The following is a 16,993-nucleotide window of genomic DNA, read 5'->3' as shown; positions in this document are numbered from 1 at the left end:
AGGCCGTCGCGCGCGGCCGCCCAGGCCTGCCGGTCCAAGGCGCCGCCGGCGGACGGCGCGCTTTCGACGAGCTTGCGTGCGCAGGCGCCGAGCGCAGCCAGTTCGGCGAGAAGGACCGCATCGTCGGCGTGCCGGTTCGCGTCGGCCGCACAGTGCCTGGCATGCCGGCAAAGCCGGTCGAGCGTGTTCGCTGCCACGCTCGACAGCGTACTGCCCGCGTGCAGCACCGGCGCCAGTTCCGGGCCGAGTCCCGGGCACTGGCGCAGAGCGATCCGCTGCGCGGGGCTCAGCCCGTGACCGCCCTCGAGCGCCAGCCGGTATAACGCCGCGCGCAGTGCGGGCGGGAAGGGATCGGCAGCCGACGTTGGCTCGCAGGTGCGGGCCAGCATTTGCAGATGCGCCAGCAGGAGGTCGACCTGGTGGACCGCGGCCTGACGATCCGGCAGGCGGTCGCTGTTGATCATCGCGACGAGGTCCCATGGAGGGCCGCCGACGATCGCGCGAAGCGCGGCGTCGGCCCGTTCCCGCATCGACGCATGCTGGCGGCCGTAGGGCGTCGCCTCCAGCGCGCCGATCAGTGCTTCGACCGCGCGCTGCAGCGTGGGGACGTCCGCGTCTGCCGATGCCCCGCTCCGCAGGCGATCGCGCAGCGCATGCGCCTGTGCGATGGCGCTGCTGCCCTGTGCCGAAGCGGCAAGCGGGCTTGACGAGGCGAGCGGGCCGGCCGGCTTGCCATCGGCGAGCAGCTCGTCGAGCAGCGCAATCGCACCGGCGCGATCGCCGGGCAGACCCGTGGCGAGACGTTCGGCGAGCGGCACGCCGGTGCGCCGGCGCAGCAAGCCCAGTGCCGCGTCGACATGGCTGGCGGGATCGGGTGCATCGAGCGGGACGCGCGTCAGCACGGGTTCGGCTGTCAGCGGCGGCTGGAGCAGCGCCAGCGCGGCGCATGGATGCATTGGGTCCAGCGCGGGATCGGCGCGTCGGCCATCAGGGTGGAATTGCCCGGGTTCGGAACGCAACAACGGCTGACCGGGCGGACGGCCGAGGGAGGAGAAGGAAGATGGAAACACGATGACGGTCGCCTCGGCGGTCGAGCGGAAAGGCGCAATCTAGCGCTCCCGCGCGGGCCTGCTGTCGAAGCGGATCCGACGCTGTAGAAACTCGCCGACGTACCGCGATCCATGTTTCAGAATCTATACGGACAGCCTCGGTGCGCCAATTCGCAGCGCATGTCGGTGCCGTAGCGGACTGGCGTTTGGCATTGAGGCCGGGCGCTGGCGCTCGCCCCTATCGCTGCGCCGTCGCAAGCCGCAGCGCGAGGCCGGCGAAGACCGTGCCGGCGAACCAGTTCAACGCCCGTCGCGCCCGCGGCGAGCGCAGCAGCAAGGTGCCGAACAAACCCGAGAACCACGCGATCGCGCCGAATACCAGCAGCGTCGCGAGCATGAACACCGCGCCGAACACTGCGATCTGCATGGCGATCGGTCCCTGCGCCGGCGAGACGAATTGCGGCAGGAAGGCGAGGAAGAAGATCGCGACCTTGGGATTGGTGACGTTCATCACCACACCGCGGCGATACATCTGCCAGCCGTCGCCAGCCCGCTCGCCCGCCTGCACCGGCGCATCGACCGGCGCGCGGAACGCCTGCCACGCCAACCACGCCAGATACAGCGCGCCGCAGATCTTCAGCACGGTGAACGCGGTGGCCGACGCCGCGAACAGCGTCGCCAGTCCGAGCGCGACCGCGGTGGTATGGACCAGCAGGCCGGTGCACAGGCCCAGCACCACCGTCAAACCGGCGCGCGGGCCGCGCATGGCCGACTGCAGCAGCACGAAGACGTTGTCAGGCCCGGGCGCCAGGCCAAGCAGCACTGCAATGCCAAAGAAGGCGATCAGCGTATCGAGCGTGGGCATCTTGTCTCCTGGCAGGCTGGAAGGCTGGCGGGCCGGCAGCGCGGTCAGACCAGCGGGCGGGATGGATCGGCGCTATCCGCGCTATCCGCGCTATCCCCGTTGTCCGCGTTATCCCCGTCGTCCGCGTTATCCGTGTCATCTGCGGACATCGGCGCGCTCGCCTGGCCGCCGGCCATCACCAGCCGGTTGCGGCCGCCGCGCTTGGCCGCGTACAGCGCGACATCGGCCGCCGCCACCAGCTCCTCGATCAGCGGCGAGTCCGGAACGCGCGACACCGCGCCGACGCTGATGCTGAGGAACGGATGGGACGGATCGGCGCCGACATGCGGCATCTGCAGCGACCGCACCGCCTGCAGCATGCGCATGCCGATGGCGCGGGTACGCTGGGCGTCCGCCTGGTGCAGCACCACGGCGAATTCCTCGCCGCCGACGCGCGCGCAGAAACTGGCGGCCTCGTCGAGCGTCTGCGCCAGCGTGGCGCCGATCGCACGCAGACATTCGTCGCCGCGCAGGTGGCCATAGATGTCGTTGTACTGCTTGAAGAAGTCGACGTCGATCAGCATCAGCCCGAGCGGCGTGCCGCGCTCCTGCGCGGCAGCCAGCAGCACACCGGCCTCGCGCTGGAAGAAGCGCCGGTTGAACAGGCCGGTCAGCGGGTCGCGATACAGATCGCCTTCGATGCGCAGCAGCTTGTCGACGGTCTCGTTGAGCCGCACCGCCAGATTGGAGTTCTCCTCCACCAAGGCATGCTCGCGCGTGCGAAACGCGCTGACATCGCGCACGAAGACGATGCGGCCGATGACCCGGTCGTCCAGGTTTCGGACCGGTTCGACCGTCAGCTCGTAGTCCGGGACACCGGCCACATAGGGCCTGGTCGCCATCCATGAAGCGGGCGCCGGGTCGCCGCGCCGCAGCCCCGGCAACATGCGCTGCGCGGTGCGGTTCAGATCGGCGATCCGCTCGCGGTCGTCGACGATGACGCAGCCTTCGCGCAGCGCATCGAACACGCGCAGCCGCGCATAGTGACCGACGTCCCCCAGATGCGGCCGCAGCGCGCACAGCCAGACCAGCAGCGCCATCACCGAGAACGTCGCGGGCGTCAGGTCGCCGCCGAGCGCAGTCGTCCAGCCGCGCAGATAGGCGACGTTGGCAAGCACCGGCAACAGCAGGCCGGCGATCAGCAGCGCCCTGCCGCCCGGCGGCAGCTTGCCGCGCGGGCGCGCCATCACGAGGAAATACAGGCTCGCCAGCAGCAGTCCGTAGCTGTAGGCGGCCAGCGCCCAATAGGCCGGGCCGTGCGAGAACACGGCGCGCGTATGCAGGCCAACGCCACCGAACCACTGGACCTGCGGCCAGACCAGGCCGTGGCGTTCGTTGGTCAGCACCAGCACCATGCCGGCGACGCCGACCGCCAACGCCAGCGTCATCCAGCCGCGGCCGATCACATGGTCGGGACGCGTCAGCCGCACGACCGACAGCAGCCAGCCCACCGGCACCATCAGGATGCCCGGATACTGGAGCTTGGCCCAGAGGATGCGTTCGGCGACGTTGGGAGCCTGGATTTCCAGCATGCGCCCGGCGCACCAGATGCCGGCGCCGACCGCCAGCAGCAGGAAGGCCCGCACGGTGGGATCGTCGCGCCGCGGCCAACTGGCGATCGCGATCGCGGCGCACACCAGCAGTGCGCCGGCCATCAGCAGAATCAGCAGGGAGATCGCCATCGGGCAGGATTGCAGCATGCATCGCCCGGGCGGGCAACCGCTGCAGCACAGGAGTGGGTATCGGGGTCCGCGGGATGGCGGACCGGAGGCGGCGCCGAACTGCCGGTCGAGATCGACCGGCGGCGGGAATGGAGATCGGGGTGCGGCGTCGCCGCGCTCAACCGGCCGCGGCTTCGGCCGGCAGTGGAGCGGCGGATGCGGATGCGCCGGCCGGCTTGCCCACCGCAGCCAGCAGCATCTGGGCCGCCGCCTCCCAGCGTTCGGGCGAGCGGAACAGGCGTGCCGAGATCAGGCCGCTTTGCAGTGCGCCGAAGATCACCATGGCCAGCTCGGAAGCCGGGATCGGCTGGGCCGGCGCACCTTCGGCACGGGCCTGTTCGATCATGCCGGTCAGCAGGCGTTCGTGCAGCAGGAAGAAGTCCTTCAGCACCGCATGGACCGCCTCCGGCAGGCACTCGGTTTCGGTCGCCAGCATGCCGCACATGCAGATCTGGTCGGGGTCGAGCTTGCGGCGCCAGCCGTTCAGGTAAAGCTCGGCGCGCTCGACCGGGCTCAGCGCCGGGTCGATATGGCTCAGTTCCTCGGCGATCTTTGCCGTGTATTGCTTGGTCGCTTCCAGCGCCAGATCTTCCTTGCAGGGGAAGTAATAGTGGATGCTGGACGTCTTGACGCCGACCAGGTCGGCGAGGTCGCGATAGCTGAAACCATTGAAACCGCGCCGGCGGATCAGGGCGAAGGTGTGGTCGAGCAGTTGCTCGCGGACGGATTGCGCTTTCATGACGCCACTTTATCTACCAACAGATAGGTTAGCAATGAGGGATAGCCCCGGATTGCCGGCATGTCTGCCGTGCTGGCGTCATGCAAGATGCGAGCCCATGCGCGCCCTCAAGCAGGCAACACCTGCGCGATCGCCGTGACGAGCCAACCACTTGCCCCGCACAGCAACAGCCAGCCGGACACAATCAGAACACTGTCGCGAATTCCCATGATCGACTCCTGAAAACAAGCCGGACCGCGGTACGGGCGGCCCGGCCACGATGATGGCCGCGGGCTGGACGCCCGCCGCGGACTCAGGCGCGGGCGCCGTCGGTGTAGGCGTCGACGCTGCGCGCACCGTCGGTGTACGAGTCGAAGCGGCGCGACGGCGAGGCCGACACGCCGGTGCGATCCAGGCCGGCGCTGCGGAAGCTGTCGGTGAACGGATCGGTCTTGCCGACGCGGGCGCCTTCGGTGAAGGGGTCGAACTTGCCCGCACGCGCGCCCTCGCTGTAGACGTCGAACTTGCCGGTGCGGGCACCCTCGCTGTACGGGTCGAACTTGCCGGTACGCAGTTCGTAGCCGTAGCGGTCGGCCGGCACGCTGCCCGCGGACGCGGCGGCGGCCTGGCCCGCGACGGTTGCGGCGGCCACGGTGGCGATGGCGATCAGGGTCTTGGCGAACTTGGCTTGCATGATGTTTCTCCTGGCTTCGTTGGACCGGCGGGGTTCTCGTTCAGGGTTCCGCGTCAGTCCTGGCAACGGTGACACCGGCGCTTTCCGTGACAGTTATTATCTACTCGTAGATAGACAACCATGGTCAAAAAAATAGCCTCGGCGGCTCGGTAATGCTGCTGGACCTGCAGTGCGTTGAGCATTCAGGGCTTCAACGGACTGCGGCTTCCATGCGTTGCATGTTATCTATCGATAGATAGATAGTCAAGAAAAATATTGTGGCGCCCCCCTGCCAGTCGCATCGAGAGGTGCGCCACGTGAAGCCAAGCTCATAAATTGGCGTGTCCCGCTGCGGCACACCGGACAATCTACCCCGCTCCGCCGCGATCCGACAATCGGGCCGGGCGCGCGGTTGTGGGCGATCCGCGACGGATGCGGTCCGCCGCACATGGCCGACGTGCATTGGCGTCTATATTGGATCGCATGGCCTGAGAGGTTTTTCGACCACAAGGATCATCGAGTCCAGTACGGGAGGTACACCGCCATGCGTTCGCTTGCATCACTGTTCATTGCACCCAGCCCGGAAAAGATCGCCGCCAAGGAGCTGCAGGACATGCGGCTTGCACTGTTCCAGGCCGAACGGCGGCTGCTGGAGGCGCAGATGCAGGTCGACTACTACCGCGACATGGTCGGCTTTCTGGAAGAGGTGGCCAGCGCCGGGGTCGAACAGGTGGTCGACAAACGCCGCGCCAGCGAGGCCGCTGCGGCCGAGCACGCCGAGCTGGCCGAGGCCGCCGTTTCGCACACCGTGCCGGTGCCGCCGCAGACGGCCACGCCGCCTTCGCGCATCGCACCCGGGCTGACCACCGTGCCGATCGTCCCCTCGGCGGCCTGATCCCTTGCCTTCAGCGGTGCGCCCTCGGGCGGGTGCGCGCCGCATCTGTGCGATACTGCGCAGCCGCGCTGCCTGGCGCCGTTGCATTCGCAAAGTGCGGATGCCGGCGTTTCCCTGAGGGCACCGCACGCCATCCCCTCTCGATGCCGTCCAGTCCCTCCCCAGCGCGCCGTTGACCCTCGCGCCCTGCCATGACCGAAGCCTTCTACGCCGCCCCATCCGCCGCCGACGCCCCCATCGAAATCGAAACCGCACCGGAGCCACGCTTTGCCGTGATCTGGATGCACGGCCTGGGCGCCGATGGCGGCGATTTCGTGCCGGTGGTGCCCGAGCTTGGCTTGCCTCCGAGCGCTGCGGTCCGCTTCGTCTTTCCGCACGCGCCGCTGATTCCGGTGACCTGCAACGGCGGCTATATCATGCGTGCCTGGTACGACATCGTGTCGCTCAGCGACGCGCGCCGCCACGCCGACGAGAGCGGCATCCGCGCGTCGCGGGAAACGATCCGCGCGCTGATCGCCCGCGAGAACGCGCGCGGCATCCCGAGCTCGCACATCGTGCTGGCGGGCTTCTCGCAGGGCGGCGCGATGGCCTATCTGGCCGGACTGACCCATCCCGAGCCGCTGGCCGGCATCATCGCGCTGTCGACCTATCTGGCCTCGCCCGCGCTGCTCGACGCCGAGTCCGCGCCGGCCAACGCCGCCACGCCGATCTTCGCCGCGCATGGCGCGCAGGACGACGTCGTGCCGCTGGCGCTTGGCACGCAGGCGCGCGACCTGTTGCAGCAACGCGGCTATCCGCTGACGTGGCAAACCTATCCGATGCCCCATTCGGTCTGCCTCGAGGAGATCGCCGACATCGGTGTCTGGCTTGGCCAGCGGCTGGCGTCGATCGGCGCCGATTCGGCGGCTTGATACCGTCGCGGTCGCCCGTGGCCTGACTGCACCCTTTCCGTTTGTGGGGCGGATTTCGCCCGCCCGTGCCAATCCGATTCGTTTTCCGATGTCAGCGACTCCTTCCGCTCCCCTGCTCGATTTCGATACCCGCAAGGCCCTGCTGTTCGCGCTGGCCGCCGAGCGCCTGTCGGCCTATTACGAGCATGGCAAATGGATCACCGACGCGCAGGGCGCGACGCTGGCCGCGCAATGGCTGTCGCGTTCGCGGCTGCAATTGGCGCTGAGCGAGCGCCGGCTGCTGTCGGAGCTGAGCGATCGGCTGGCACGCCAGCTCGCCGAGACGCTGTCGCGCGCGGCCGGGCTGTACGCCGCGCATGAAATGATGGAAGCGCTGGACCCGAACTATCAATCGGCCTTCGCGCACGACATGCTCGACGAATGCGAGCGGCTGCTGCGCGAAAACGGCGTGCAGGACTGAGCCGCCCCGCTCTACCGCCCCGGATTCAATCGGCGAGCTTGCGCAGCGCCTCGTAGGCGGTGGCCAGGTGGTAAGGCGTGGTCGACGGCATCTCGCCGCGCAGCACCGCGTCGTCGGGGCCGATGCATTCGTGCCAGCCGCGCGCATGCAGGAAACGGCCAGGGAAAGCCGCCAACCATCGCGCCAGCGCGGCGCGTCCCTCTTCGTCGCCACGCAGCGCCAGCGCCCGCGCGTATTCGGTCTGCGCCCAGATCCGTTGCGTCGCATCGATGATGTGCCCGTCGGCGCCTAGCGCGGCGGCCACGCCCTCGGTCTGCGGTGCCACGCCATGGCGCTGCGCGAACGCGCAGCCGCGCGTCAGCGACTCGCCCAGTTCGCAGGCGCCGAACACCGACGGCGCCATCGCCAGCAGCGAATACCACTCGAACTGGTGGCCCGGCTCGATGCGGTTGTCGGCCGTGCCCAGCGGCAGCTCGGCGACGCAGCCATTGGCCGGATCGACGAAAGTCCGCTGGACCTGCCGCGCGATCTCCCGCAGGCGCTGCACATACCACTGGTCGGCCGTGGCCTCATAGGCTGCCAGATAGGCCTCGGTCAGATGCATCACCGGGTTCTGCAGCACCGCCTGCCGCTCGACGGTGAAGTCGCGCGCCAGCGCGGCGTGGTACAGGCCGTCCGGAATGCCGAATTTCGTTTCGATCAGCGCGACGGTATCGTCCAGCACCGCACGAGCGTCCGCATTGCCGCTGCGGCGCCAGTACGCGGCGCAGGCGAACACGACGAAGGCGTGCGTGTACAGGTCCTTGCCGGTATCGAGCGGCGCGCCGCCGGCGTCGATGCTGTAGTACCAGCCCCCGTCCGGGTCGGCGAACCGCCGGCGCAGCGCGGCGAACAGCGTATCGGCATGCGCGATCCCGTCGGGCTGGCGCGAGAACACGTAGAGCTGCCGCGCGCACGCCATCGCCCGATAGCGCTGCACTGGCAGCGGGCTGGCATCGTGCCCCGCCAGCGCCTCGTAGGGCAAGCCGATCGATTCGTGCCAGCCGGGGCCGGTCCACAGCGGCAGCACCGTGGAGTCGTAGTGCGCCAGCAGCGAGGCGACGGCGGCGCCCAGGTCGGCGGATGTGTTCGAAGCGGCGGAGGAGGAAATGCGGCTCATCGAGACAAGGAGGTCGGCGGCGGGGCACGGGCGGGGGCACGCGCAAGCGCAGAAGATACTGTAAATGCCCACGAAACAAAAGCGGCGGACCGGACGGCGCCCCAGGCCGAAATCCCGCGGCTCAACTGCTACGATGAATCAGGTAGCAAGGGGGCCCCGCCATGCCGAACACATCCCTGTCCCTGTCCGACCAGCACCGCACCGTGGTGCTGCACGTAATCGAGCTGCAGCCGCAGGCCTACACCTGGCAGATGGTGCTCGAGGAACACTGCGGCAGCGCCGACTGCGACTGCATCATCGAGGCGCACGCGGAGTGGCCCACGCAGGCCGAGGCGCAGGCGGCCGGCTGGGCCGAATGCAATCGGCTGCTGAACGGCCCCCGCGTCGCCACGGAACACTGAGCCGGGGCGCCGGCGCTTGAACACCGGCCGATATGCACTACGCTGAAGACGTCGGGCCTCCGCCCGACGCGGGTCTGCTGCGCGCTCGCGACCTGGCTTGACGGCACCTTGCCGGCAGGGCGCAGACGCCGTCGGCGTCTCACTGGACCCGATCCGACCGACTCTCACCACGACGGGAGAACCCCACTGGCCACCGGCGCCGCGGCGCACCGGCATGCGGGGCTGTTCCGCTCGCAGGGAGACCGCCATGGAAAAGCCAGTGATCAGTCCGCGCCGCTTCGTCGAGATGGTCAATGCGCGGCTGCCCAGCCATCCGCTGTATCGCGAAGGAATGCACGTGTACGCGGTACCGCGCCATGCCGAACATCCGCGCAGCCTGGTCTGCGTGGGCCCCAGGGGCACGGTGGGCGTCTGTACCGCGATCGAGACCATCGTGCGCAACGAATACGATGTCGAGCCGGACATCCCGCGCGAGTGGCATCACGACATCCCACCCTGCGCGCCGAATATCCGCCGCGCCCATCTTCCGGCGCAGGCGCGTCAGTCCTGACCGGCACGCCCTGCCCCGCCCCGTCAGACCTCCGCCGCCTCGGCCGTCTCGCGGGTTTCCCGGGCGGCCCGGCCCGTGCCGGTATCGTCCTCCGGCGTCAGCTGCATGAAGATCCACGCCGACGCCGACGTAATCAGCCCGACGCAGACGAAGGTGGCATGAAACGCCGGCAGCGGTCCGGCCTGCGCGTGCTCCTGCAATACGCGGTTGAAGGTGCCCAGCAGCGCGCCGGCCGAAGTCACCGCCAGGCTCATCGCCAGCATCTGCACCATCGACAGCAGGCTGTTGCCGCCGCTGGCGCTGGCGCCGCCGAGGTCCTTCAGCGTGACCGTATTCATCGCGGTGAACTGGATCGAATTGACGGCGCCGAACAGCGCCAGCTGGCACAGCACCAGGGGCAGCGGCAGCGTCGGCGAAATCAGCCCGAACGAGGCGATCACCAGGCCCACCACGAAGGTATTGGTCACCAGCACGCGCCGATAGCCGTGCCGCTCGATCAGGCGGGTCGCCACGCGCTTGGACAGCATGCCGGCCGCGGTCACCGGCAGCATCATCAGGCCTGCGTACAGCGGCGAGTAGCCAAGGCAAACCTGCAGCGTCAGCGGGATCAGGAACGGCATCGCGCCATTGCCGATGCGCGCGAACAGATTGCCCAGCAGGCCCACGCTGAAGCTGTGGATGCGGAACAGCGTCAGCGGAAACAGCGGCTGCGTGCGCCGCGCCGCATGCAGCGCGTAGGCCGTCAGCGCCGCCAGGCTGGCGATCAGCAGCATCAGCACGGTGGCGTGCTCGAAGCCGAAGTCCGCCAGGCCGTCGAGCGCGAAGGAGATCGTCACCATCGCGGTCGCGAGGAAGGCGTAGCCGGCGAGGTCGAAGCGGCCGGTCTCGGCCAGGCGGCTGTCCGGCATATAGCGAAGCGTCGCCAGGCCGCCCAGCAGCCCGACCGGCACGTTGATCAGGAAGATCCAGTGCCACGACAGCGCCTGCGTCAGCCAGCCGCCCAGCGTCGGCCCGATCAGCGGGCCGATCATGCCGGGGATGGCGACGAAGCTGAGCGCCTGCAGGAACTGCTCGCGCGGAAAGGTCCGCAGCACCGCCAGCCGCCCGACCGGCAGCAGCATCGCGCCGCCGACGCCCTGCACCACGCGCGCCGCCACCAGGAACGGCAGGCTCTGCGCATAGGCGCACAGCAGCGAGCCCAGCACGAACAGCGCGATCGCCAGCTGGAAGATCCGGCGCGTGCCGAAACGGTCGGCCAGCCAGCCCGACGCCGGGATGATCACCGCCATCGTCAGCGAGTACGCGATGATCACCGACTGCATCCGCAGCGGACTCTCGCCGAGGCTGGCCGCCATCGCCGGCAGCGCGGTATTGACGATGGTGCTGTCCAGCGTCTGCATGAAGAAGCCGACCGCGACGACCCACAACATCACCTTGCGCGTGCGGGCTTCGCTGTCCTGGGTGGGCGTCATGCGGCTGCAATTCCATGGAGACAAGTCAATACAGCACCATACGCCACTTCGTTGCGGTACGACAAGGCCGGCAGCCGGCGCCGCCGTGCGCGTAGGACGCGGACCGATGCCGCCGGCGCTCATCGCTGCCTAGACTGGCCGATGTCCCGATCCCAAAGGCTCCCAAGGAGGCAGAAATGAACAAGGCTCGCATGACCACGCTGGCCACGCTCGCCGGCGTCGCCAGCGTCGGTGCGGCACTGCTGCTGGCCGCGCGCTCGCGCGAACCCGTGCGCAACCCGCACGTGCCCGAGCCGGACAAGGATGTGGAACTGGACCCTTACCTGGGGCGCTGGTACGAGATGGCGCGCTACGACAACCACTTCGAGCAGGGCGCCGACGCGGTCACCGCGGAGTACAGCCTGCGGCCGGATGGATTGCTCGACATCGTCAACCGCGCCGGCCGCGACGCGACCGGCAAGCCTCGCATCTCGCGCGGCAAGGCGCGCGTGGTGCCGGACAGCCGCAACGCCAAGTTCAAGGTGTCATTCTTCGGGCCGTTCTATGTCGGCGACTACTGGATCCTGGACCACGCCGAAGACTACAGCTGGTCGATCGTCGGCGAGCCGTCGGGGCGCTATCTGTGGATCCTGACGCGCGCCCGCGACCCGGAGCCGGCGCTGCGCTCGCAACTGCTGCATCGGGTTGCCGAGCTCGGCTACGACGTCGACGCGCTGCGGATGACCGAACACGCGACGCTGCAGGAAGCGCCGGCGCCCGCGGCGCCGGCCTGAGGCAGCCCGAGCCGCCGGCTTCGCCGATGCACCGATCGCGAAGCCGGCGTGCGTGGCTCAGTGCCAGCGGCCGTGGTCGCGCCAGCGCGCCTCGCGGTAGCCGTCGTGGCGGTGCCAGCCGCGGGCGTAGCCATACGGCGGGCCGTAGCGGACCGGCGCGGGCGCGACCACTACGGGGCGGGGCGCCACGACCACCGGCGCCGGCGCATAGGCGACCGGGGCCGGCGCATAGACAGGCGCTGGAGCATAGACCGGGGCCGGCCGGTAGACCGGGGCCGGCGCGACCACCACGCCCGGCACGCCGACGCCGATATGGATGTCCACCCCGGCATGCGCCGCGGCGCTGGCTGCCAGCATGGCACCGCCCACAGCGACCATTGCGAGAATCCGTTTCATGGCTGTCCCCCTGAGGAACCGTTGAACATGGGCGTACTGTATGCGGCGGCGCCGTAATATTGGCCTCGGGAAGTGTTGCATTTGTGACGCTGTATTACGCGTCCGGATGTCCGCTGCGGCGCCTCGATGGTCGCGGCTACTTTTGCGGGATCGGCAAGAAAGCAGAAAACCCGTCGGCAAATTGCCTGCGAGGCAAGAACAAACCCGGCCTTCGCATCGTCAAACGGCTATCCCCGTCACAGGAGAACCTCGATGAAGACACTGACTCTTGCATCCGAATCGTCCTGCCTTGGCCATTCCGGCCGCACCGACCCTCCCCGCCACCCGCACCGCCCTGCCGGTCGCCTCGCCCGCTTCGGTGCCGCCGCGCTCGGCGCGCTGGCCTTCAGCGTCCCCGCCCTGGCGGCGGACCTGACGCCGCAGACGGCTGGCCCCTTCACCTATGTTTGCGGCGGCGTAGCCGAAGACGAGCAACAAGCGATGCGTGCCGAGGCCCGCAACTACGACATGGGCCTGCTGATGACCGAAGGCCCGCGCGGCGAATACCTGTCCGATGTCGATATCACGCTGTCGCGCGGCGGCAAGCAGGTCGCCAACTTCCGCTCGACCGGACCGCGCTGCCTGATCAAGGGGCCGAAGGGCACTTACCAGGTCACCGCGGACTATCAGGGCAAATCCAAGCGCACCACGCTGAGCGCCGGGCAGCGCAACAAGCAGCTGCGCTGGTAGGTCCGGCCCCACGATCATCGTTGCGTACGGCGGCCTGCGGGCCGCCGCTGCATTGGCGCGCTTGAATCCCCCGGCCTCAGCGCAGATACCCCGCCCCGCGAAACCACTCGACCGCATCGCGCAGCCCTTCCCGATACGGCCGCGGCCGGTAGTCCAGTTCGCGGCGCGCCTTGTCCGAGCTGAAGTACATCCGGTAGCGCGACATCGCCAGCCCGTCGACCGTCAGCAGCGGCTCGGTGCCGCGCCGCCGCGCGATCGCCTCGGACAGATGGGCGAACGGGATCAGCGGCCAGCGCGGCAGCGGCACCAGCGGCCCGCGGCGGCCGGTCAGCTCGGCGATATCGCGCAGCATCTGCCGCAGCGGCACGTCCTCGCCGCCGAGGATATAGCGCTCGCCGATGCGTCCGCGTTCGAGCGCGAGCCAATGCCCCTGCGCGACATCGTCGACATGCGCGAGGTTGAGGCCGGTATCGACGAAGGCCGGAATGCGCCCGCTGGCCGCTTCGACGATCACGCGGCCGGTGGGCGTAGGCCGGATGTCGCGCGGCCCGATCGGTGTCGACGGATTGACGATCACGGCCGGCAGCCCGCCCGCAATCTCCCGTTCGACCGCGCGCTCGGCCAGCACCTTGCTGCGCTTGTACGCCCCGATCGCCTGCTGCGGCGACAGCGTGGCGGTCTCGGTGACCGGCGCGGCCGCGCCCTGCACGCGCAGTGTGGCGACGCTGCTGGTATAGACGACCTTTTCGACGCCGCAGCGCCGCGCCGCGGCCATCATCGTCTCGGCGCCGACCACATTGGTGCGGACGATGGCCTCGGGCTCGGGCGCCCACAGCCGGTAATCCGCCGCCACGTGGAACAGATAACGGACCCCGCGCATCGCGCGCTCGACCGATTTCGGGTCGCACATGTCGCCCTCGACGATACGCACCGGCAAGCCCTCGAGATTGCCGCGCGGGCTGCCGGCGCGAACCAGCACGCGCACGCGCCAGCCGCGCGCGAGCCCTTGCCGCGCCACCGCCGAGCCCAGAAAACCCGATGCGCCGGTCACCAGAACGTCGTCGTCGATGCTTTCCATCGGGCTCTCCATCGTTGCTGTCGATCGGGCGGTCGATCGGGCGGTCGATCGTGCCGCCCCTGGCGCCGGGCAGAGGCGCTGACGCGGGTATATAGTAACCACCGTACGACGGGAAGCGACGCTTCCCGGACACCGATGGCGCTGTGTCGACAGGGTATTGCCAGGGGGAACGTCTCCATGCGGGTGATTCTGGCTCAGCCGCGCGGCTTCTGCGCGGGCGTGGTAAGAGCGATCGAGATCGTCGATCGCGCGCTGGTCAAGCACGGCGCGCCGGTCTATGTACGGCACGAGATCGTCCACAATCGCCATGTGGTCGACACCCTGCGCGACAAGGGCGCGCGTTTCGTCGAGGAGCTCGACGAGGTGCCGGCCGACGCGGTGACGATCTTCAGCGCGCACGGCGTCGCGCGCAGCGTCGAGGAAGAAGCCCGGACCCGCCAGCTGCATGCGATCGACGCGACCTGCCCGCTGGTGATCAAGGTCCACAACCAGGGCCGGCAATACGCGGCCAGCGGCCGCATCGTGATCCTGATCGGCCATGCCGGCCATCCCGAGGTGGTCGGCACCATGGGGCAGATTCCCGGCCGCGTGATCCTGGTGCAGAACGAGGCCGAGGTCGCGCAGCTGGACCTGGCCGCCGATACGCCGCTCGCCTATGTCACCCAGACCACGCTGAGCGTCGACGATACGCGCGGCATCATCGCGGCCCTGGAACGGCGCTTCCATGATCTGGTCGGACCCGATACGCGCGACATCTGCTATGCCACGCAGAATCGCCAGAGCGCGGTGCGCGAGCTGGCCACGCAGGTCGACGTGCTGCTGGTGATCGGCGCGCCCAACAGTTCGAATTCCAACCGCCTGCGCGAGATCGGCAGCGAGAGCGGCGTGCCGTCCTATCTGATCGCGGACGGCAGCGAGCTCGACCCGGCCTGGGTGCGCGATGCCGCCGTGGTCGGCATCACCGCCGGCGCGTCGGCGCCGGAGGCGATGGTCGAGGACGTGCTGGCCGCGCTGCGCCGGCTGGGCACGGTCGAAGTCAGCACGATGAATGGCCGCGAGGAAAGCGCGCAGTTCCGGCTGCCGGCCGAACTGGCCGGCGTCACGATGGCCTGAAGCCGCCGGGCGCAGCGCGATCCCGCCCAGACATCCATCCACCCACATCGAAGGAGGAAGCGCGCCTTGGCCATCCCCCTGCTCCAGGTCGCCCGCGTCGGCGCCTATGTGGTCCGCCAGCGGCTGGCCGGCCGCCGGCGCTATCCGCTCGCGCTGATGCTCGAGCCGCTGTTCCGCTGCAACCTGGCCTGCGCCGGCTGCGGCAAGATCGACTACCCCGAGCCCATCCTGAACCAGCGCCTGTCGCTCGACGAATGCCTGGCGGCGGTCGACGAATGCGGGGCGCCGGTGGTGTCGATCGCCGGCGGCGAGCCGCTGCTGCACAAGGAGATGCCGGCCATCGTCGAGGGCATCGTCGCGCGCCGCAAGTTCGTCTACCTGTGCACCAACGCGCTTCTGATGGAGAAGAAGCTCGACGCCTACCGGCCCAGCCCCTACTTCGTCTGGTCCGTGCACCTGGACGGCGATGCCGGGATGCACGACCGCGCGGTCTGCCAGCCCGGCGTCTACGAGCGCGCGGTCGCCGCGATCCGCGCCGCCAAGCAGCGCGGCTTTCGGGTCAACATCAACTGCACGCTGTTCAACGATGCCGATGCCGAGAGCGTGGCCCGCTTCTTCGATTCGGTCAAGGCGATGGGCGTGGACGGCATCACCGTCTCGCCGGGCTATGCCTACGAGCGCGCGCCCGACCAGCAGCATTTCCTGCATCGCGGCAGGACGCGCCAGCTGTTCCGCGACATCCTCGCGCGCGGCCGGCGCGGCCGCCAATGGGCCTTCAGCCAGTCGACGCTGTTCCTCGATTTCCTCGCCGGCAACCAGACCTACCGCTGCACGCCCTGGGGCAATCCCGCGCGCACCGTGTTCGGCTGGCAGCGTCCCTGCTATCTGCTCGGCGAAGGCTATGCGGCGACGTTCCGCGAGCTGATGGAGGACACCGACTGGGACGCCTATGGCACCGGCAACTATGAGAAATGCGCCAACTGCATGGTGCACAGCGGCTACGAGGCCACCGCGGTCGCCGATACCGTCGCGCATCCGCTGAAGGCGATGCGCGTGGCGCTGCGCGGCGTGCGCACCGATGGGCCGATGGCGCCCGATATTCCGCTGGACGGACAGCGCCCGGCCGAGTATGTGTTCTCGCGCCATGTCGAGATCAAGCTCGAGCAGATCCGCCGCGGGGCGGCGGACTCGGCAGATTCGGCCGATTCCGGCCATGCCGCCGGCGCGCCAGAACCGGACCGCCGGGCCACGGCCCTGCATTAAACGCGCATGGACTGGGCGAGACTGGCCGGCGCCATCCTGACCGTGCTGGCATCGGGCTATGCCGCGGCGGCGTGGTGGGCCAGCCGCCGCCCCATCGCTGCGCCACTGGTGCGAAGCGATGACGGCCTCGCGCCGGTGACGGTGCTCAAGCCGCTGTGCGGCGACGAGCCGCGCCTGTACCGCAATCTCGCGACCTTCTGCCGGCAGCGCCATCCGCGCTTTCAGCTGGTGTTCGGCGTATCGGAGGCCGACGATGCCGCGCTGCCGGTCGTCGAGCGATTGCGGCGCGCCTTCCCCGACTGCGATATCGCCGTGGCGATCGGCGCGCAGGGGCCCGCGGCGGCACGGCCGAACGTCACCCCCATCAATCCGAAGGTCGCCAACCTGATCGCGATGCTGCCGCTGGCACGCCACGAACGGCTGGTGATCGCGGACAGCGATATCGCGGTGCGCGCCGACTATCTGCGGCGCGTCACCGCGCCGCTGGCCGATCCGCGCGTCGGCATCGTGACCTGCCTGTATCGCGGCCGGCCGCTGCGTGGCGCATGGGCGCGGCTCGGTGCCCAGTTCATCGACGAGTGGTTCGTCCCCGCGGTGCGCGTCGCGCAGGCGGGCGGCAGCCAGCGCTTCGGCTTCGGCGCGACCATCGCGTTGCGGCACGAGGTGCTGCTGCGGATCGGCGGCTTCGCGGCCGTGGCCGACCGGCTCGCCGACGACTACTGGCTCGG

At 69.3% G+C, this 16,993-nt stretch carries 19 protein-coding genes; 10 read left to right on the top strand and 9 right to left on the bottom strand.

The window, feature by feature from the left end; genetic code table 11:
* The 5 genes from B551_RS23475 to B551_RS23455 all read right to left on the bottom strand — a co-directional run.
* Nucleotides 1-818, bottom strand: an 818-nt coding sequence (locus tag B551_RS23475; protein ID WP_216599711.1) for a hypothetical protein, incomplete at its 3' end; no start/stop codon positions are given.
* A 469-nt stretch (nt 819-1,287) separates the two neighbouring features.
* The gene (locus B551_RS23470; RefSeq protein ID WP_006577703.1) at nt 1,288-1,914 is read right to left on the bottom strand and encodes a LysE family translocator; all 627 of its coding nucleotides are present in this window, start codon (nt 1,912-1,914) and stop codon (nt 1,288-1,290) included.
* Nucleotides 1,915-1,958: 44 nt separating this feature from the next.
* On the bottom strand, nt 1,959-3,635 hold the full coding sequence (locus tag B551_RS23465; RefSeq protein ID WP_006577702.1) for a histidine kinase N-terminal 7TM domain-containing protein: 1,677 nt from the start codon (nt 3,633-3,635) through the stop codon (nt 1,959-1,961).
* A gap of 157 nt (nt 3,636-3,792) precedes the next feature.
* Nucleotides 3,793-4,413: a TetR/AcrR family transcriptional regulator gene (locus B551_RS23460; RefSeq protein WP_006577701.1), complete on the bottom strand. Its 621-nt coding sequence runs from the start codon at nt 4,411-4,413 to the stop codon at nt 3,793-3,795.
* Between the two features lie 292 nt (nt 4,414-4,705).
* The gene (locus B551_RS23455; protein WP_006577700.1) at nt 4,706-5,086 is read right to left on the bottom strand and encodes a hypothetical protein; all 381 of its coding nucleotides are present in this window, start codon (nt 5,084-5,086) and stop codon (nt 4,706-4,708) included.
* Between the two features lie 523 nt (nt 5,087-5,609).
* Between B551_RS23455 and B551_RS23450 the strand changes: the two genes are divergently transcribed.
* The 3 genes from B551_RS23450 (at nt 5,610) to B551_RS23440 (ending at nt 7,331) form a co-directional block, all read left to right on the top strand.
* Entirely contained in the window at nt 5,610-5,960 is a 351-nt protein-coding gene (locus B551_RS23450) for a hypothetical protein (protein WP_006577699.1), read from the top strand.
* A 191-nt stretch (nt 5,961-6,151) separates the two neighbouring features.
* Nucleotides 6,152-6,871 (top strand): alpha/beta hydrolase, encoded by a 720-nt coding sequence (locus B551_RS23445; protein ID WP_006577698.1) that lies wholly within the window; start codon nt 6,152-6,154, stop codon nt 6,869-6,871.
* A gap of 88 nt (nt 6,872-6,959) precedes the next feature.
* Nucleotides 6,960-7,331 (top strand): hypothetical protein, encoded by a 372-nt coding sequence (locus tag B551_RS23440; RefSeq protein ID WP_006577697.1) that lies wholly within the window; start codon nt 6,960-6,962, stop codon nt 7,329-7,331.
* A 25-nt stretch (nt 7,332-7,356) separates the two neighbouring features.
* On the opposite strand, the gene B551_RS23435 is transcribed toward B551_RS23440, so the two are convergent.
* Nucleotides 7,357-8,490: an AGE family epimerase/isomerase gene (locus B551_RS23435; RefSeq protein WP_006577696.1), complete on the bottom strand. Its 1,134-nt coding sequence runs from the start codon at nt 8,488-8,490 to the stop codon at nt 7,357-7,359.
* Nucleotides 8,491-8,651: 161 nt separating this feature from the next.
* Between B551_RS23435 and B551_RS23430 the strand changes: the two genes are divergently transcribed.
* Together B551_RS23430 and B551_RS23425 are read left to right on the top strand one after the other, a co-directional pair.
* A complete protein-coding gene (locus B551_RS23430) occupies nt 8,652-8,891 on the top strand; it encodes a hypothetical protein (RefSeq protein WP_006577695.1) in 240 nt (79 codons plus the stop codon).
* Between the two features lie 247 nt (nt 8,892-9,138).
* On the top strand, nt 9,139-9,441 hold the full coding sequence (locus tag B551_RS23425; RefSeq protein WP_006577694.1) for a hypothetical protein: 303 nt from the start codon (nt 9,139-9,141) through the stop codon (nt 9,439-9,441).
* 23 nt (nt 9,442-9,464) lie between these two features.
* Here the strand turns inward: B551_RS23425 and mdtD are convergent, their stop codons facing one another.
* Nucleotides 9,465-10,913, bottom strand: coding sequence for a multidrug transporter subunit MdtD (gene mdtD / locus B551_RS23420; RefSeq protein WP_006577693.1), 1,449 nt, complete (start codon nt 10,911-10,913; stop codon nt 9,465-9,467).
* 176 nt (nt 10,914-11,089) lie between these two features.
* Between mdtD and B551_RS23415 the strand changes: the two genes are divergently transcribed.
* Nucleotides 11,090-11,686 carry a lipocalin family protein gene (locus tag B551_RS23415; protein ID WP_023265134.1) on the top strand — a complete coding sequence of 199 codons (597 nt, stop codon included), beginning with the start codon at nt 11,090-11,092 and terminating at the stop codon, nt 11,684-11,686.
* A 57-nt stretch (nt 11,687-11,743) separates the two neighbouring features.
* On the opposite strand, the gene B551_RS23410 is transcribed toward B551_RS23415, so the two are convergent.
* The gene (locus B551_RS23410) at nt 11,744-12,082 is read right to left on the bottom strand and encodes a hypothetical protein (RefSeq protein ID WP_023265133.1); all 339 of its coding nucleotides are present in this window, start codon (nt 12,080-12,082) and stop codon (nt 11,744-11,746) included.
* 252 nt (nt 12,083-12,334) lie between these two features.
* Between B551_RS23410 and B551_RS23405 the strand changes: the two genes are divergently transcribed.
* Nucleotides 12,335-12,811 carry a hypothetical protein gene (locus B551_RS23405; protein ID WP_023265132.1) on the top strand — a complete coding sequence of 159 codons (477 nt, stop codon included), beginning with the start codon at nt 12,335-12,337 and terminating at the stop codon, nt 12,809-12,811.
* A gap of 76 nt (nt 12,812-12,887) precedes the next feature.
* On the opposite strand, the gene hpnA is transcribed toward B551_RS23405, so the two are convergent.
* The gene (gene hpnA, locus B551_RS23400; RefSeq protein ID WP_023265131.1) at nt 12,888-13,889 is read right to left on the bottom strand and encodes a hopanoid-associated sugar epimerase; all 1,002 of its coding nucleotides are present in this window, start codon (nt 13,887-13,889) and stop codon (nt 12,888-12,890) included.
* A gap of 177 nt (nt 13,890-14,066) precedes the next feature.
* Between hpnA and ispH the strand changes: the two genes are divergently transcribed.
* The 3 genes from ispH to B551_RS23385 all read left to right on the top strand — a co-directional run.
* Entirely contained in the window at nt 14,067-15,002 is a 936-nt protein-coding gene (ispH, locus tag B551_RS23395; protein WP_006579029.1) for a 4-hydroxy-3-methylbut-2-enyl diphosphate reductase, read from the top strand.
* 66 nt (nt 15,003-15,068) lie between these two features.
* Nucleotides 15,069-16,265, top strand: coding sequence for an adenosyl-hopene transferase HpnH (gene hpnH, locus B551_RS23390; protein WP_006579030.1), 1,197 nt, complete (start codon nt 15,069-15,071; stop codon nt 16,263-16,265).
* A gap of 6 nt (nt 16,266-16,271) precedes the next feature.
* Nucleotides 16,272-16,993 (top strand): glycosyltransferase (locus B551_RS23385; RefSeq protein ID WP_023265130.1); only part of this gene is annotated, 722 nt, incomplete at its 3' end.

The organism is Cupriavidus sp. HPC(L), from assembly GCF_000307735.3.
GTDB lineage: Bacteria > Pseudomonadota > Gammaproteobacteria > Burkholderiales > Burkholderiaceae > Cupriavidus.
The sequence above is the reverse complement of the archived record's forward strand: the minus strand, read 5'-3'. Positions and strand labels throughout refer to the sequence as shown.

Coding starts and splice junctions, on each gene's coding strand:
- B551_RS23465 (WP_006577702.1), bottom strand. CDS start 3,635: ATGGCGATCTCCCTGCTGATTCTGCTGATGGCCGGCGCACTGCTGGTG.
- B551_RS23415 (WP_023265134.1), top strand. CDS start 11,090: ATGAACAAGGCTCGCATGACCACGCTGGCCACGCTCGCCGGCGTCGCC.
- B551_RS23455 (WP_006577700.1), bottom strand. CDS start 5,086: ATGCAAGCCAAGTTCGCCAAGACCCTGATCGCCATCGCCACCGTGGCC.
- hpnA (WP_023265131.1), bottom strand. CDS start 13,889: ATGGAAAGCATCGACGACGACGTTCTGGTGACCGGCGCATCGGGTTTT.
- B551_RS23450 (WP_006577699.1), top strand. CDS start 5,610: ATGCGTTCGCTTGCATCACTGTTCATTGCACCCAGCCCGGAAAAGATC.
- ispH (WP_006579029.1), top strand. CDS start 14,067: ATGCGGGTGATTCTGGCTCAGCCGCGCGGCTTCTGCGCGGGCGTGGTA.
- mdtD (WP_006577693.1), bottom strand. CDS start 10,913: ATGACGCCCACCCAGGACAGCGAAGCCCGCACGCGCAAGGTGATGTTG.
- B551_RS23405 (WP_023265132.1), top strand. CDS start 12,335: ATGAAGACACTGACTCTTGCATCCGAATCGTCCTGCCTTGGCCATTCC.
- B551_RS23470 (WP_006577703.1), bottom strand. CDS start 1,914: ATGCCCACGCTCGATACGCTGATCGCCTTCTTTGGCATTGCAGTGCTG.
- B551_RS23435 (WP_006577696.1), bottom strand. CDS start 8,490: ATGAGCCGCATTTCCTCCTCCGCCGCTTCGAACACATCCGCCGACCTG.
- B551_RS23410 (WP_023265133.1), bottom strand. CDS start 12,082: ATGAAACGGATTCTCGCAATGGTCGCTGTGGGCGGTGCCATGCTGGCA.
- B551_RS23425 (WP_006577694.1), top strand. CDS start 9,139: ATGGAAAAGCCAGTGATCAGTCCGCGCCGCTTCGTCGAGATGGTCAAT.
- B551_RS23430 (WP_006577695.1), top strand. CDS start 8,652: ATGCCGAACACATCCCTGTCCCTGTCCGACCAGCACCGCACCGTGGTG.
- B551_RS23445 (WP_006577698.1), top strand. CDS start 6,152: ATGACCGAAGCCTTCTACGCCGCCCCATCCGCCGCCGACGCCCCCATC.
- B551_RS23460 (WP_006577701.1), bottom strand. CDS start 4,413: ATGAAAGCGCAATCCGTCCGCGAGCAACTGCTCGACCACACCTTCGCC.
- B551_RS23440 (WP_006577697.1), top strand. CDS start 6,960: ATGTCAGCGACTCCTTCCGCTCCCCTGCTCGATTTCGATACCCGCAAG.